The 13,195-nt window shown below is 61.2% G+C and carries 12 protein-coding genes and 1 pseudogene; 10 read left to right on the top strand and 3 right to left on the bottom strand.

The window, feature by feature from the left end; translation table 11 throughout:
• Positions 1-234: pseudogene (locus GIV26_RS17765) on the bottom strand (hypothetical protein); the annotation flags it as partial.
• Between the two features lie 233 nt (positions 235-467).
• Here GIV26_RS17765 and GIV26_RS17760 point away from each other — a divergent pair.
• Positions 468-1,766: a serine/threonine protein kinase gene (locus tag GIV26_RS17760; RefSeq protein ID WP_032892643.1), complete on the top strand. Its 1,299-nt coding sequence runs from the start codon at positions 468-470 to the stop codon at positions 1,764-1,766.
• Entirely contained in the window at positions 1,759-2,547 is a 789-nt protein-coding gene (locus GIV26_RS17755; RefSeq protein WP_003189993.1) for an MlaA family lipoprotein, read from the top strand. The genes GIV26_RS17760 and GIV26_RS17755 overlap by 8 nt, the downstream gene beginning before the upstream one ends.
• Positions 2,548-2,605: 58 nt before the next feature.
• Here GIV26_RS17755 and GIV26_RS17750 read toward each other — a convergent pair whose 3' ends face one another.
• Positions 2,606-3,520, bottom strand: coding sequence for a DUF808 domain-containing protein (locus GIV26_RS17750; RefSeq protein WP_034127188.1), 915 nt, complete (start codon positions 3,518-3,520; stop codon positions 2,606-2,608).
• A gap of 134 nt (positions 3,521-3,654) precedes the next feature.
• Between GIV26_RS17750 and GIV26_RS17745 the strand changes: the two genes are divergently transcribed.
• Positions 3,655-4,260 carry a TetR/AcrR family transcriptional regulator gene (locus GIV26_RS17745; RefSeq protein ID WP_014717721.1) on the top strand — a complete coding sequence of 202 codons (606 nt, stop codon included), beginning with the start codon at positions 3,655-3,657 and terminating at the stop codon, positions 4,258-4,260.
• 203 nt (positions 4,261-4,463) lie between these two features.
• Positions 4,464-4,922 carry an REP-associated tyrosine transposase gene (locus GIV26_RS17740; RefSeq protein WP_236281681.1) on the top strand — a complete coding sequence of 153 codons (459 nt, stop codon included), beginning with the start codon at positions 4,464-4,466 and terminating at the stop codon, positions 4,920-4,922.
• Positions 4,923-5,053: 131 nt separating this feature from the next.
• Here the strand turns inward: GIV26_RS17740 and GIV26_RS17735 are convergent, their stop codons facing one another.
• The gene (locus tag GIV26_RS17735) at positions 5,054-5,494 is read right to left on the bottom strand and encodes a GlcG/HbpS family heme-binding protein (protein WP_020302584.1); all 441 of its coding nucleotides are present in this window, start codon (positions 5,492-5,494) and stop codon (positions 5,054-5,056) included.
• A gap of 256 nt (positions 5,495-5,750) precedes the next feature.
• Between GIV26_RS17735 and gcl the strand changes: the two genes are divergently transcribed.
• The 6 genes from gcl to GIV26_RS17705 all read left to right on the top strand — a co-directional run bounded on the left by gcl (position 5,751) and on the right by GIV26_RS17705 (position 13,186).
• The gene (gcl, locus tag GIV26_RS17730; protein ID WP_003189987.1) at positions 5,751-7,526 is read left to right on the top strand and encodes a glyoxylate carboligase; all 1,776 of its coding nucleotides are present in this window, start codon (positions 5,751-5,753) and stop codon (positions 7,524-7,526) included.
• A 10-nt stretch (positions 7,527-7,536) separates the two neighbouring features.
• Positions 7,537-8,319, top strand: coding sequence for a hydroxypyruvate isomerase (hyi, locus tag GIV26_RS17725; protein ID WP_014717718.1), 783 nt, complete (start codon positions 7,537-7,539; stop codon positions 8,317-8,319).
• A 126-nt stretch (positions 8,320-8,445) separates the two neighbouring features.
• Positions 8,446-9,336 carry a 2-hydroxy-3-oxopropionate reductase gene (locus tag GIV26_RS17720; RefSeq protein WP_236281679.1) on the top strand — a complete coding sequence of 297 codons (891 nt, stop codon included), beginning with the start codon at positions 8,446-8,448 and terminating at the stop codon, positions 9,334-9,336.
• A gap of 157 nt (positions 9,337-9,493) precedes the next feature.
• Entirely contained in the window at positions 9,494-10,774 is a 1,281-nt protein-coding gene (locus GIV26_RS17715) for a glycerate kinase type-2 family protein (RefSeq protein ID WP_198862254.1), read from the top strand.
• Positions 10,764-12,179 carry a pyruvate kinase gene (gene pyk, locus GIV26_RS17710; protein WP_236281677.1) on the top strand — a complete coding sequence of 472 codons (1,416 nt, stop codon included), beginning with the start codon at positions 10,764-10,766 and terminating at the stop codon, positions 12,177-12,179. The genes GIV26_RS17715 and pyk overlap by 11 nt, the downstream gene beginning before the upstream one ends.
• 131 nt (positions 12,180-12,310) lie before the next feature.
• A complete protein-coding gene (locus tag GIV26_RS17705; protein WP_054920108.1) occupies positions 12,311-13,186 on the top strand; it encodes an urea transporter in 876 nt (291 codons plus the stop codon).
• Positions 13,187-13,195 lie beyond the last annotated feature (9 nt).

Here is a 13,195-nt window from a genome sequence, read left to right as displayed (position 1 = left end):
CCCCGGTACAAAAAAGCCCAGCACCGAAGTGATCAACGCCGCCCACCCCAGCAGCTTGAAATGAATCATCAAACCCAGGTTCGAACGCACCTGGCATTCCCAGCGGCTGGCCTCATCAGCGCAGATGCCAACCCATTGCCCATCCTCCATGAAGCCATAGCGTGCGGCATAACTGGCGGCCAGCCATAACGGCAGGGCAATAAGCAGCAGGATCAACGGCAAACGACGGGACATGGGGCACTCCGATAGGCAAAAACGGCGCCCAGCTTAATCCCACGGCGGCCGTTAGCAAGGTGTTCGCACAGATATCTGTTCAACAAAGCATGGCAAAGTGTATCGTCTCGCTACTATTACCCCGATTCCGACGTTTTTTCCGACTTTTCGTGCCGAGTGCTGGCACTTCGGTGACAAGGCGGTGGTCATAGCCTGCGAACTTCATTCAGCCCGTTCCTCTTAGGGATTAAGTCATGCTCCGTTCCTTGCGCTGTGCTGCCTTGCTGGGCAGCCTATTTTTGAGTGCGTCAGCACTGGCCGTCGATATCGACCAAGCCAGCTATGGCTACCCTTTGACCAACCCGTTCGAAGCGACCATCGCCACCACACCTCCCGATCTGCGGCCAACCCTGCCGACCGATGACGAGATCACCCAGTCCGACTACACCCTGACGATGCGCCCCGAGCGCGAGTTCAGCCTGCCGGACAATTTCTGGGCGGTGAAGAAACTCACCTACCGCATTGCCAAGCAGGACCGTGCTGCGCCTTTGATCTTCCTGATCGCCGGCACCGGTGCACGCTTTGACAGCAGCATCAACGAATACCTGAAAAAGCTGTATTACCAGGCCGGCTACCATGTGGTGCAGCTGTCTTCGCCGACCAGCTTCGACTTCATCAGCGCCGCTTCGCGCTTCGCCACCCCGGGCATCACCCAGGAAGACGCCGAAGACATGTACCGCGTGATGCAAGCCGTACGCGCGCAGAACGCCTCGTTGCCCGTGACCGATTTCTACCTCACCGGCTACAGCCTGGGCGCCCTGGATGCGGCGTTTGTCAGCAAGCTGGATGAGACCCGCCGCAGCTTCAACTTCAAGAAAGTGCTGCTGCTCAACCCGCCGGTCAACCTCTACACCTCGATCACCAACCTCGACAAGCTGGTACAGACCGAGGTCAAGGGCATCAACAACAGCACCACCTTCTATGAGTTGGTGCTGAGCAAACTGACGCGTTACTTCCAGCAAAAAGGCTACATCGACCTCAACGATGCCCTGCTTTATGACTTCCAGCAGTCCAAGCAGCACCTGACCAACGAACAGATGGCCATGCTGATCGGCACCTCGTTCCGCTTCTCGGCCGCCGACATTGCCTTCACTTCGGACTTGATCAACCGACGTGGCCTGATTATTCCGCCCAAGTACCCGATTACCGAAGGCACCAGCCTCACGCCGTTCCTCAAGCGTGCCCTGCAGTGTGACTTCGACTGCTACCTCACCGAACAAGTGATCCCGATGTGGCGCGCGCGTTCCGATGGCGGCAGCCTGCTGCAACTGATCGACCAGGTCAGCCTCTACGCACTCAAGGACTACCTGCGCGACAGCCCGAAAATCGCCGTGATGCATAACGCCGACGACGTGATCCTCGGCCCTGGCGACCTGGGTTTCCTGCGTAAAACCTTCGGCGATCGCTTGACCGTCTACCCGCTGGGCGGCCACTGCGGCAACCTCAATTACCGCGTCAACGCCGACGCCATGCTGGAGTTCTTCCGTGGCTAAATATCTTCTGCTGCTCGCCGCACTGATGTGCGCGGGCGTGGCCAATGCCGACAACAGCAAGGCCCAAGAACCCGTCAAGGTCGATGCCGACGGCTTCAAGGAGCCGCTGACCAAGCTCAAGTTCAACCCAGGCTTGGACCAGCGCGAATTCGAGCGTTCCACGCTCACCGCGCTCAACGTCTACGACCCACTGGAGTCGTGGAACCGCCGCGTGTACCACTTCAACTATCGCTTCGACCAGTGGGTGTTCCTGCCGGTGGTGAACGGTTACCGCTATGTTACGCCGAGCTTTCTGCGCACCGGCGTGAGCAACTTCTTCAACAACCTGGGCGATGTGCCCAACCTGATGAACAGCTTGTTGCAGCTCAAGGGCCACCGCTCGCTGGAAACCACCGGGCGCCTGCTGGTCAACACCACCATTGGCATCGCGGGCCTGTGGGATCCGGCCACCGCCATGGGCCTGCCGCGCCAGAGCGAAGACTTCGGCCAGACCCTGGGCTTCTACGGTGTACCGGGTGGCGCCTACCTGATGCTGCCGATTTTCGGGCCGTCGAACCTGCGTGATACCGGCGGCCTGCTGGTGGACTACAGCGCCGAATCGCAGATCAACTTCCTCAACGTGTCTGAAGTCAGCTCCAACCATCCGGAAGTCTGGGCCCTGCGCGCCGTCGACAAGCGCTACCAGACCAGCTTCCGCTACGGCCAGATGAACTCGCCGTTCGAGTATGAGAAGGTGCGGTATATCTACACCGAATCGCGCAAGTTGCAGATCGCCGAGTAAACAGCAGCGATAAAAAAAAAGGCCATTCGATTGAATGGCCTTTTTTATGCCTGCGGTTTCACCCTCGCAGTGCTTTCCAACCTTTACCAGCCACGCTGACCACTGCCAGGACGACAGCGCCGGCAATGATCCCCGCCACCGCATTGAGCAGCGTTGGCATCAGCCACGCCAACGCGCCGGTGCTCTGGCTCACGGTTTCGATCCAGTGATGCACCACGGGCACGCCATGGGTGAGGATGCCACCACCGACCATGAACATCGCCGCCGTGCCGATCACCGACAAGCTCTTCATCATGTAGGGGGCCGCACTCAGAATCGCGCCGCCAATACTGCGCGCCACCTGGCCCGGCTTCTGCGTCAGCCACAGCCCCAGGTCGTCGAGCTTGACGATACCGGCCACCAATCCATATACGCCGATGGTCATGACAATGGCGATACCCGACAGCACGATCACCTGCTGCGTGAGCTGCGCGTCGGCGACGATGCCGAGGGTGATGGCAATGATTTCGGCGGAAAGAATAAAGTCGGTACGGATCGCGCCCTTGATCTTGTCTTTCTCGAACGCCACCAGATCGGTTGCCGGGTCGGCCACCGCTTCAGCCAACTGTGCGTGTTCGGCTTGATCTTCAGCCTTGCTGTGCAGGAATTTGTGCGCGAGTTTTTCGAAGCCCTCGAAACACAGGTAGGCGCCGCCGAGCATCAATAGCGGTATCACCGCCCAGGGTGCAAAGGCGCTGATCAACAGGGCCGTCGGCACCAGGATCAGCTTGTTGATAAACGAGCCCTTGGCCACCGCCCACACCACCGGGATTTCTCGCTCGGCGCGCACGCCGGAGACCTGCTGGGCGTTCAGTGCAAGGTCATCGCCCAGCACGCCCGATGTCTTCTTGGCGGCCATTTTGGTCATCAGCGCGACGTCATCGAGTACCGCCGCGATATCGTCAATCAACACCAACAAGCTGCTTCCTGCCATGAACCGGACTTCCGTTAGAGAGAGATGGCGCGAGCATAGCGCGGCGCAAGGCCTTGCGGGCAGATTGTTGAGGCTTGCGGATGGCCGGTGCTACCATGCGCAACCGCCTGTCATGGCAAGGAAACGTCTGGTTTATGAGCAGCATTCGCGAGCGCAACAAAGAAAAAATCCTGCGGGCGGCGAGCGAGGAGTTTGCCGACAAGGGCTTCGCCGCGACCAAAACCAGCGACATCGCCGCCAAGGCCGGGCTGCCCAAGCCCAACGTCTATTACTACTTCAAATCCAAGGACAACCTTTACCGCGAGGTGCTCGAAAGCATTATCGAGCCGATCCTGGCCGCCTCCACGCCGTTCAACCCCGAAGGCGAGCCCAAGGAAGTATTGAGCAACTATATCCGCTCCAAAATCCGCATCTCCCGCGACCTGCCGTTCGCCTCCAAGGTGTTCGCCAGCGAAATCATGCACGGCGCCCCACACCTGAGCACCGACCAGGTTGAACAGCTCAATGCCCAGGCCAAGCACAATATCGACTGCATCCAGAGCTGGGTTGACCGTGGCCTGATCGCAGCAATTGACCCCAACCACCTGATGTTCAGCATCTGGGCAGCCACCCAGACCTATGCCGATTTCGACTGGCAGATCTCGGCGGTAACCGGCAAGGCCAAGCTGGATGAGGCCGATTATGAGGCGGCGGCGCAGACGATTATTCGGTTGGTGCTCAAGGGGTGTGAGCCGGATTGATAGACCGCGGCGAGGCTATCGCAGGCAAGCCAGCTCCCACACGGATTTGCGCCGGACACAAAATGTAAAATGGTCACAATCCCCTGTGGGAGCGGGCTTGCCCGCGATAGCGCCCATCCAGACACATCCTGCTAAAAGCCCGCCGATCAGCCTTCGCCCCTCAGTCTAGCCTCTCAGAACACCATCTGAAGAGAGGCCACGGAATGCCTGATTTACCTGCTTCAAAACGCCTGCGCATCGGCCGCTATAACGAGTCCAACCGCATTTACCTGCTCACCACCAACACCCTTGAACGCGAGCCCATCTTCAGCGACTTCAGACTCGGCCGCCTGGTCGTACAACAATTCAGGATCGCCCAATATAAAGGGCTCGCAACATCATTGGCCTGGGTGGTAATGCCTGACCATTTCCATTGGCTTGTTTCTCTGGAGAAAGGTTCACTTGCCGACTTGATGCGACAAGTTAAATCCAAGAGCACCCGAGTGGTGAATGCGGTGGCTGGCCGTCAAGGTCGCCTCTGGCAACCGGACTTTCATGACTATGCCGTGCGTCGAGAGGAAAGCCTTGAGGGGATTGCACGTTACATCGTAGCCAGTCCACTCAGGGCCGGGCTGGTAAAGAAGTTTGGTGACTATCCGCTGTGGGATGCCATTTGGGTTTGACTGGAGACCGAGTCGACTGCATCGCAGGCAAGCCAGCTCCCACACTGATTGCACTCACACAGTTGAATTTGTGAACACCGCCAATGTGGGAGCTGGCTTGCCTGCGATAGCTTACTCACAGTCAGAACGATTCAAGCCGACACCCCCGCATCCGCCATCAACCCCACTCCTTCTATCGCCGTGATCGCACACTGCTCGTCAATATCGGACGTGTCCCCGCTGATCCCGATCGCGCCCAGCACCATGCCGCTCTGATCCCGAATCAATACCCCACCCGGCGCCGGCACGACGCTGCCCTGCCCCAGGCTGTTCAACGCCGCGATAAACGCCGGGCGCTGTTGGGCGTCCAGCGCCAGCAAACGTGAACCCTTGCCCAGGGCAATGGCGCCCCAGGCCTTGCCGATGGCGATTTGCGGGCGTAGCAGGCTGGCGCCGTCTTCGCGTTGCAGGGTGACCAGGTGGCCGCCGCTGTCGAGCACGGCGATGGTCAGTGGCGCAGCCGAAATGGTGCGGCCTGCAGTAAGGGCCTGGGTGGCCAGTTGGGTGGCGAGTTTCAAGGTTAAAGCGCTCATAGGTGCCGTCCTTATCTTGTTATGGGTAACGCGGTGAGGTCTGTTTGACCAGATGCTCGATCACACAAATAGAACACAATGATATTTGTTTTTGTATACAATATTTTCCAACAAAGGCTCCATACGTCGAAAAAAGCGCTTCCGACGAACGCAAAGGTCAGTTTACGAAAGGCATTGACCAACGCCGCTCGCCGTGAATACACTTTGGACAGACACCACTTGTATACAATTACAAAACGCAAGAGGCACCAAAACCATGAGCAAAATGAGAGCAATCGAAGCCGCCGTCCTGGTGATGCGCCGTGAAGGTGTGGATACCGCCTTCGGTATCCCAGGCGCCGCGATCAACCCGCTGTATTCGGCCTTGCAGAAGGTGGGTGGCATCGATCACGTCCTTGCTCGCCACGTTGAAGGCGCCTCGCACATGGCCGAGGGCTACACCCGCACCAAGGCCGGCAATATCGGCGTGTGCATCGGCACATCGGGCCCGGCGGGTACCGATATGGTCACCGGCCTGTACAGCGCCTCGGCCGACTCGATCCCGATCCTGTGCATTACCGGCCAAGCCCCCCGCGCCCGGATGCACAAGGAAGACTTCCAGGCCGTGGACATCACCAGCATCGTCAAGCCGGTGACCAAGTGGGCAACCACGGTGCTGGAACCCGGCCAAGTGCCCTACGCGTTCCAGAAAGCCTTCTATGAAATGCGCTCCGGCCGCCCCGGCCCGGTGTTGATCGACCTGCCGTTCGACGTACAGATGGCCGAGATCGAATTCGACATCGACGCCTACCAGCCGTTGCCTTTGGCCAAGCCGCTGGCGACCCGTGTGCAAGTGGAAAAAGCCCTGGCTCTGCTCGACGCAGCCGAACGCCCATTGCTGGTGAGCGGTGGCGGCGTGATCAACGCCGACGCCAGCGAGTTGCTGGTGGAGTTCGCTGAGCTGACCGGCATCCCGGTGATCCCGACCCTGATGGGCTGGGGCACTATCCCGGACGACCATCCGCTGATGGTGGGCATGGTCGGCCTGCAAACCTCGCACCGCTACGGCAACGCGACGATGCTCAAGTCAGACGTGGTGCTGGGCATCGGCAACCGCTGGGCCAACCGTCACACCGGTTCGGTAGAGGTGTACACCGAAGGCCGTAAATTCATTCATGTCGACATCGAACCGACCCAGATTGGCCGCGTGTTCACGCCGGACCTGGGCATCGTTTCCGACGCCGGCTCCGCGCTGACGATGTTCATTGAAGTGGCCCGCGAGTGGAAAGCCGCCGGCAAGCTCAAGGACCGCAGTGCCTGGTTGCATGACTGCCAACAACGCAAGGCCACCCTGCACCGCAAGACTCACTTCGACAACGTGCCGGTCAAGCCGCAACGCGTGTACGAAGAGATGAACCAGGTGTTCGGCAAAGACACCTGCTACGTCAGCACCATCGGCCTGTCGCAGATTGCCGGCGCGCAATTCTTGCATGTGTACAAGCCACGCCACTGGATCAACTGCGGCCAGGCTGGCCCACTGGGCTGGACCATTCCCGCGGCACTGGGCGTGGTCAAGGCCGATCCGAGCCGCAAAGTGGTGGCCTTGTCGGGCGACTATGACTTCCAGTTCATGATCGAAGAACTGGCGGTGGGTGCACAGTTCAAGCTGCCGTACATCCATGTGGTAGTGAACAACTCATACCTGGGCCTGATCCGCCAGGCCCAGCGTGGGTTCGAGATGGACTACTGCGTGCAGCTGTCCTTCGACAACCTCAACGCCCCCGAACTCAACGGCTATGGCGTCGACCATGTGGCGGTTGCCGAGGGCTTGGGCTGCAAGGCCCTGCGTGTGTTCGAGCCAGGCCAGATCCAACCAGCCTTGCGCCGCGCCCAAGAGATGATCGAAGAATTCAAGGTGCCGGTGATCGTTGAGATTATTCTGGAACGGGTGACCAATATTTCCATGGGCACCGAGATCAACGCCGTCAATGAATTCGAAGACCTGGCCCTGGTCGGCAACGACGCGCCGACTGCCATTTCCCTGCTCGATTAAGGAGAACCCTATGCCGCGCTTTGCTGCCAACCTGTCCATGCTGTTTACCGAACAGGATTTCCTTGCCCGCTTCAAAGCGGCTGCCGATGCCGGCTTCCAGGGCGTGGAGTACCTGTTCCCGTATGAGTTCAGCTCTGCCGACATCAAGGCGCAGTTGGACGCCAACGGCCTGACCCAGGTGTTGTTCAACCTGCCTGCCGGAGACTGGGCCAAGGGCGAGCGCGGCCTGGCTTGCCACCCGGACCGGGTCGAGGAGTTCCGTGCCGGGGTCAAACTGGCAATCGCCTATGCCCAGGTCTTGGGCAACACCCAGGTCAATTGCCTGGCGGGAATCCGGCCACAAGGCGTTGATGACGAGACCGTGGAAAAGACCTTTGTCGCCAACCTCAAGTACGCCGCCGAGAAGCTGCAAGCGGCGGGTATCAAGCTGGTGATGGAGATGATCAACACCCGCGACATTCCCGGCTTCTACCTCAACAACACGGCGCAGGCCCTGTCGATTCGCGAGCAAGTGGGCAGCGCCAATCTGTTCCTGCAATACGACATCTACCACATGCAAATCATGGAAGGTGACCTGGCGCGGACCATGGCGGCGCACCTGGGCGAGATCAATCACATTCAGCTGGCGGACAACCCTGGGCGCAACGAACCAGGTACCGGCGAGATCAACTACCGCTTCCTGTTCGAGCATCTGGACCGCATTGGTTACGCGGGTTGGGTCGGCTGTGAGTACAAGCCGTTGACCACTACCGAGGCGGGTTTGGGTTGGCTCAAAACCCACAACGCCATCTGACACAACACAAAACAAAACAATGTGGGAGCTGGCTTGCCTGCGATGCAGACACCTCGCTGTATCAGGCATACGGGGGTGATGCCATCGCAGGCAAGCCAGCGCCCACACTAAAAGAGGTTTTTGATCATGGCTAAAATCGGATTTATCGGCACCGGCATCATGGGCCACCCCATGGCCGCCAACCTGCAGAAAGCAGGCCATCAACTGTTTCTCTCCGAACATCACGGCAAGGCTCCGGCTGAACTGATCAGCGCCGGCGCCGTGGCGCTGGCCAACCCGCAACAAGTGGCCCAGGAAGCCGAGTTCATCATCGTCATGGTGCCCGACACCCCACAAGTCGATGACGTGCTGTTTCGCGCCGACGGCGTGGCTGCGGGCCTGTCACCGAACAAGGTGGTGATCGACATGAGTTCGATCTCCCCTACTGCCACCAAAGCATTCGCCGCCAAGGTCAACCAGGCCGGCGCGCAGTACCTGGACGCCCCGGTGTCCGGTGGTGAAGTCGGTGCCAAGGCCGGCACCTTGAGCATTATGGTCGGTGGCGAACCGCAGACCTTCGAACGCGCGTTGCCGCTGTTCCAGAGCATGGGCAAAAACATCACCCTGGTAGGCGGCAATGGCGATGGCCAGACCGCCAAGGTGGCCAACCAGATCATCGTCGCGCTGAACATCCAGGCGGTGGCCGAAGCGTTGCTGTTCGCCTCCAAAAACGGCGCCGACCCGGCCAAAGTGCGTGAAGCGCTGATGGGTGGCTTTGCATCGTCCAAGATCCTGGAAGTGCACGGCGAGCGCATGATCAAGGGCACCTTCGATCCGGGTTTCCGCATCAACCTGCACCAGAAGGACCTGAACCTGGCGCTGGCCGGTGCCAAGGAACTGGGGATCAACCTGCCGAACACCGCCGGCACCCAGCAAGTGTTCAGCACCTGCACGGCAATTGGCGGCGGCAACTGGGACCACTCGGCGCTGATCAAGGGCCTGGAGCATATGGCGAATTTCTCGATTCGCGATAAATAACCCACACCGCTGATCGTTCCCACGCTCCGCGTGGGAATGCCTCTTGTGACGCTCCGCGTCACGCTTTGGGCGCAGAGCGTCCCGGACTGCATTCTCACGCAGAGCGTGGGAACGATCGCTGCACCTCTAATAACAAGAATCCCCCGGGAGCCCGCTTATGTCGGTCGATCCGCAACACCTGCTTCGCGAGCTGTTTGCCACAGCCATCGATGCCGCCCACCCCCGGCAAGTCCTTGAACCCTACCTGCCTGCCGACCGCAGTGGCCGTGTGATCGTGATCGGCGCCGGTAAAGCCGCGGCCGCCATGGCATTGGTCGTCGAAGATTGTTGGCAGGGCGAAGTCTCGGGCTTGGTGGTCACCCGCTACGGCCATGGCGCGCCATGCAAAAAAATCGAAGTGGTCGAAGCCGCCCATCCGGTGCCGGATGCGGCCGGCCTGGCCGTGGCCCAGCGCGTGCTGGAACTGATCAGCCATCTGAGTGAAGACGACCGTGTGATCTTCCTGCTCTCCGGCGGTGGCTCGGCATTACTGGCCCTGCCCGCCGAGGGCATCACCCTGGCGGACAAACAAGCCATCAACAAAGCCCTGCTTAAATCCGGCGCCACCATTGGCGAGATGAATTGCGTGCGCAAGCACCTCTCGGCGATCAAGGGCGGTCGGTTGGCCAAGGCTGCGTGGCCGGCCACGGTGTACACCTACGCGATCTCCGATGTACCGGGCGACCAGGCCACGGTGATTGCCTCGGGCCCGACCGTCGGTGACCCTAGCACCTCGCAACAGGCCCTAGCGATCCTCAAGCGTTACCACATCGACACCCCCGCTTCGGTGCGCAGTTGGTTGCAGAACCCGGCCTCGGAAACCGTCAAGCCTGGCGATCCGGTGCTTGCCCGCAGCCACTTCCAATTGATCGCCCGCCCGCAGCAATCCCTGGAAGCGGTGGCGGTCAAAGTGCGCCGGGCCGGTTTCAGCCCGCTGATCCTCGGTGACCTGGAAGGCGAAGCCCGCGATGTGGCCAAGGTACACGCCGGCATCGCCCGGCAGATCGTGCAGCACGGCCAGCCACTGGCGGCGCCGTGCGTGATTCTGTCGGGGGGCGAAACCACCGTCACTGTACGCGGCGACGGTCGTGGCGGGCGCAATGCGGAATTCCTCTTGAGCCTCACCGATAGTCTCAAGGGCCTGCCCGGCGTGTACGCCCTGGCCGGCGATACCGATGGCATCGACGGTTCAGAAGACAACGCCGGCGCGATCATGACCCCCTGCAGCTACCGCCGTGCCGAAGCCCTGGGCTTGTCGGCCAGTGATGAGCTGGACAACAACAACGGCTACGGCTATTTCGCCGCCCTGGGCGACTTGATCGTCACCGAGCCGACGCGCACCAACGTCAACGACTTCCGCGCCATCCTGATCCTCGAGACTGCCAACCATGACGCCTGACAAGAAGGTCAAAATCCTCGCCACCCTGGGCCCGGCCACCGACGGTATCGACGACATCCGAGAGCTGGTGGAGTCCGGGGTAAATATCTTCCGTCTCAACTTCAGCCACGGCGACCACGCCGACCATGCCCAGCGCTACCAGTGGATTCGCCAGGTCGAGCGCCAGCTCAACTACCCGCTCGGTATCCTCATGGACCTGCAAGGGCCGAAGCTGCGGGTGGGACGCTTTGCCGAGGGCAAGGTGCAGCTCGTACGCGGCCAGGCCCTGCGCCTGGACCTGGATGAAACCCTGGGCGACCAACGCCGGGTCAACCTGCCCCACCCGGAAATCATCGCGGCCCTGGAGCCGGGCATGGACCTGCTGCTCGACGACGGCAAGCTGCGCCTGCGCGTAATCACCAAGCATGCCGATGCCATCGACACCACCGTGCTCAATGGCGGCGAACTGTCTGACCGCAAAGGTGTGAACGTCCCCCAAGCGCTGTTGGAACTGAGCCCACTCACCACCAAGGACCGCCGCGACCTGAGCTTCGGCCTGGAGCTGGGTGTGGACTGGGTGGCGCTGTCGTTTGTGCAGCGCCCGGAAGACATCCGCGAAGCCCGCGAGCTGATCGGCGATAAAGCATTTTTGATGGCCAAGATCGAAAAGCCTTCGGCGGTGCAACGGTTGCGTGAAATCGCCGAACTGAGTGACGCGATCATGGTGGCCCGGGGTGATCTGGGCGTGGAAGTGCCGGCCGAGAGCGTGCCGCAGATCCAGAAAGACATCATCAGCACCTGCCGCCAACTGGGTAAGCCGGTGGTGGTGGCCACGCAGATGCTCGAATCCATGCGCTTCTCGCCGGCACCCACCCGCGCCGAAGTCACCGATGTCGCCAACGCGGTGGCCGAAGGTGCAGATGCGGTGATGCTGTCGGCCGAAACCGCCTCGGGCGAGTACCCGCTGGAAGCGGTGCAGATGATGAGCAAGATCATCCGCCAGGTGGAAAACGGCCCGGACTACCAGGCACAGCTGGATGTCAGCCGGCCCAAGGCAGATGCCACGGTGTCGGACGCCATCAGCTGCGCGATCCGCCGCATCAGCAGCATCCTGCCGGTGGCGGTGCTGGTGAACTACAGCGAGTCCGGCAGTTCCAGCTTGCGCGCGGCGCGGGAGCGGCCCGTGGCGCCGATCCTCAACCTCACACCCAACCTGTCCACGGCGCGGCGCCTGAGCGTGGCGTGGGGCGTGCACTCGGTGGTCAATGATCGGCTGCGCCAGGTGGATGAGGTGTGTTCCACCGCACTGGAAATTGCCCAGGCCCAGGGCATGGCGCAGCGTGGCGATACCTTGGTGATTACCGCAGGGGTGCCGTTCGGGCAGCCGGGGTCCACCAATTCGCTGCGTATAGAGACGCTGATTTAGCGCCTGTCAGGGCCTCATCGCGGGCAAGCCCGGCTCCCACCTTTGATCGAGTTTGCATGTCGAACATCAATCAAATGTGGGAGCTGGCTTGCCTGCGATGAGGGCAACTCGGTCTTATTGACTCAACCCAAATGCACAACCCAACCTGCCCCGACTGGGCCGAAGCCCTGCTCAACGGCTTCAGCCAAATCTTCCTGCAGCGCCACCCGCTGTGCGGCCTGCTGTGCCTGCTGGCGATCCTGATCGGTGCCCCTGCCTTGCTTGGCGGTGCCTTGCTGGGGGGCGTCGCAGGGTTGCTCACGGCCCAGCGCCGGGGGTATCCCAAGGCCGAGCGCCAGGCCGGGCTGTATAGCTACAACGGCGTATTGCTGGGCCTGTTGATCAGCCAGCACTTTGCCTGGTCGGCGCTGGTGCCGCCGCTGATCCTGGCGTGCGGCGGCTTGAGTGCCATCCTCACTCGGCACTGGTTGAAACACGCGACCCAACCCCTGGATTTGCCAGCGTACACCGCGCCCTTTGTTGGCCTGGGCTGGTTGCTGCTCGGCCAGGCCCCGGAGAACACCCTTGCGCTGAGCGAGCCCGACACTGTCGCTGTACTGGCAGCACCCTTCACCGGCCTTGGGCAAATCATGCTGCTGGATCAGCCCCTGGCGGGTGTGCTGATCGCCCTGGGCTTGCTGCTGGCCGACCGTCGCGCCGTCGCGTGGGCCTTGGGCGGCGCCACTCTCGGCATGCTGGCCGGCCTGTGGTTGAACGACCCCACTGGCGCCCTGCTCGGCCTGCATAGCTATAACCCCGCGCTGGCCGCGCTGGCCCTGTGCTCGTCGCGTCGCCAGCCTTGGTTGCCACTGCTGGGTATCGGCCTGGCCATCCTGCTCACCCCTGGCTTTTGCGGCCTGCACCTGCCCGCGCTGACCGCGCCATTTATTCTCGCGTGCTGGCTGGTGCGCGCCGGTCAGCGAATGCTGCACAAGCCTCACATGGACAGCCCGTTCGAATCGCCCTAGGCTTGCTCG

The sequence above is a fragment of the Pseudomonas sp. PA-1-3F genome (assembly GCF_021609665.1).
GTDB classification, from domain to species: Bacteria; Pseudomonadota; Gammaproteobacteria; order Pseudomonadales; family Pseudomonadaceae; genus Aquipseudomonas; species Aquipseudomonas paracarnis.
The sequence above is the reverse complement of the archived record's forward strand: the minus strand, read 5'-3'. Positions and strand labels throughout refer to the sequence as shown.

Coding starts and splice junctions, on each gene's coding strand:
- GIV26_RS17760 (WP_032892643.1), top strand. CDS start 468: ATGCTCCGTTCCTTGCGCTGTGCTGCCTTGCTGGGCAGCCTATTTTTG.
- GIV26_RS17750 (WP_034127188.1), bottom strand. CDS start 3,520: ATGGCAGGAAGCAGCTTGTTGGTGTTGATTGACGATATCGCGGCGGTA.
- GIV26_RS17745 (WP_014717721.1), top strand. CDS start 3,655: ATGAGCAGCATTCGCGAGCGCAACAAAGAAAAAATCCTGCGGGCGGCG.
- GIV26_RS17740 (WP_236281681.1), top strand. CDS start 4,464: ATGCCTGATTTACCTGCTTCAAAACGCCTGCGCATCGGCCGCTATAAC.
- GIV26_RS17735 (WP_020302584.1), bottom strand. CDS start 5,494: ATGAGCGCTTTAACCTTGAAACTCGCCACCCAACTGGCCACCCAGGCC.
- gcl (WP_003189987.1), top strand. CDS start 5,751: ATGAGCAAAATGAGAGCAATCGAAGCCGCCGTCCTGGTGATGCGCCGT.
- hyi (WP_014717718.1), top strand. CDS start 7,537: ATGCCGCGCTTTGCTGCCAACCTGTCCATGCTGTTTACCGAACAGGAT.
- GIV26_RS17720 (WP_236281679.1), top strand. CDS start 8,446: ATGGCTAAAATCGGATTTATCGGCACCGGCATCATGGGCCACCCCATG.
- GIV26_RS17715 (WP_198862254.1), top strand. CDS start 9,494: ATGTCGGTCGATCCGCAACACCTGCTTCGCGAGCTGTTTGCCACAGCC.
- pyk (WP_236281677.1), top strand. CDS start 10,764: ATGACGCCTGACAAGAAGGTCAAAATCCTCGCCACCCTGGGCCCGGCC.
- GIV26_RS17705 (WP_054920108.1), top strand. CDS start 12,311: ATGCACAACCCAACCTGCCCCGACTGGGCCGAAGCCCTGCTCAACGGC.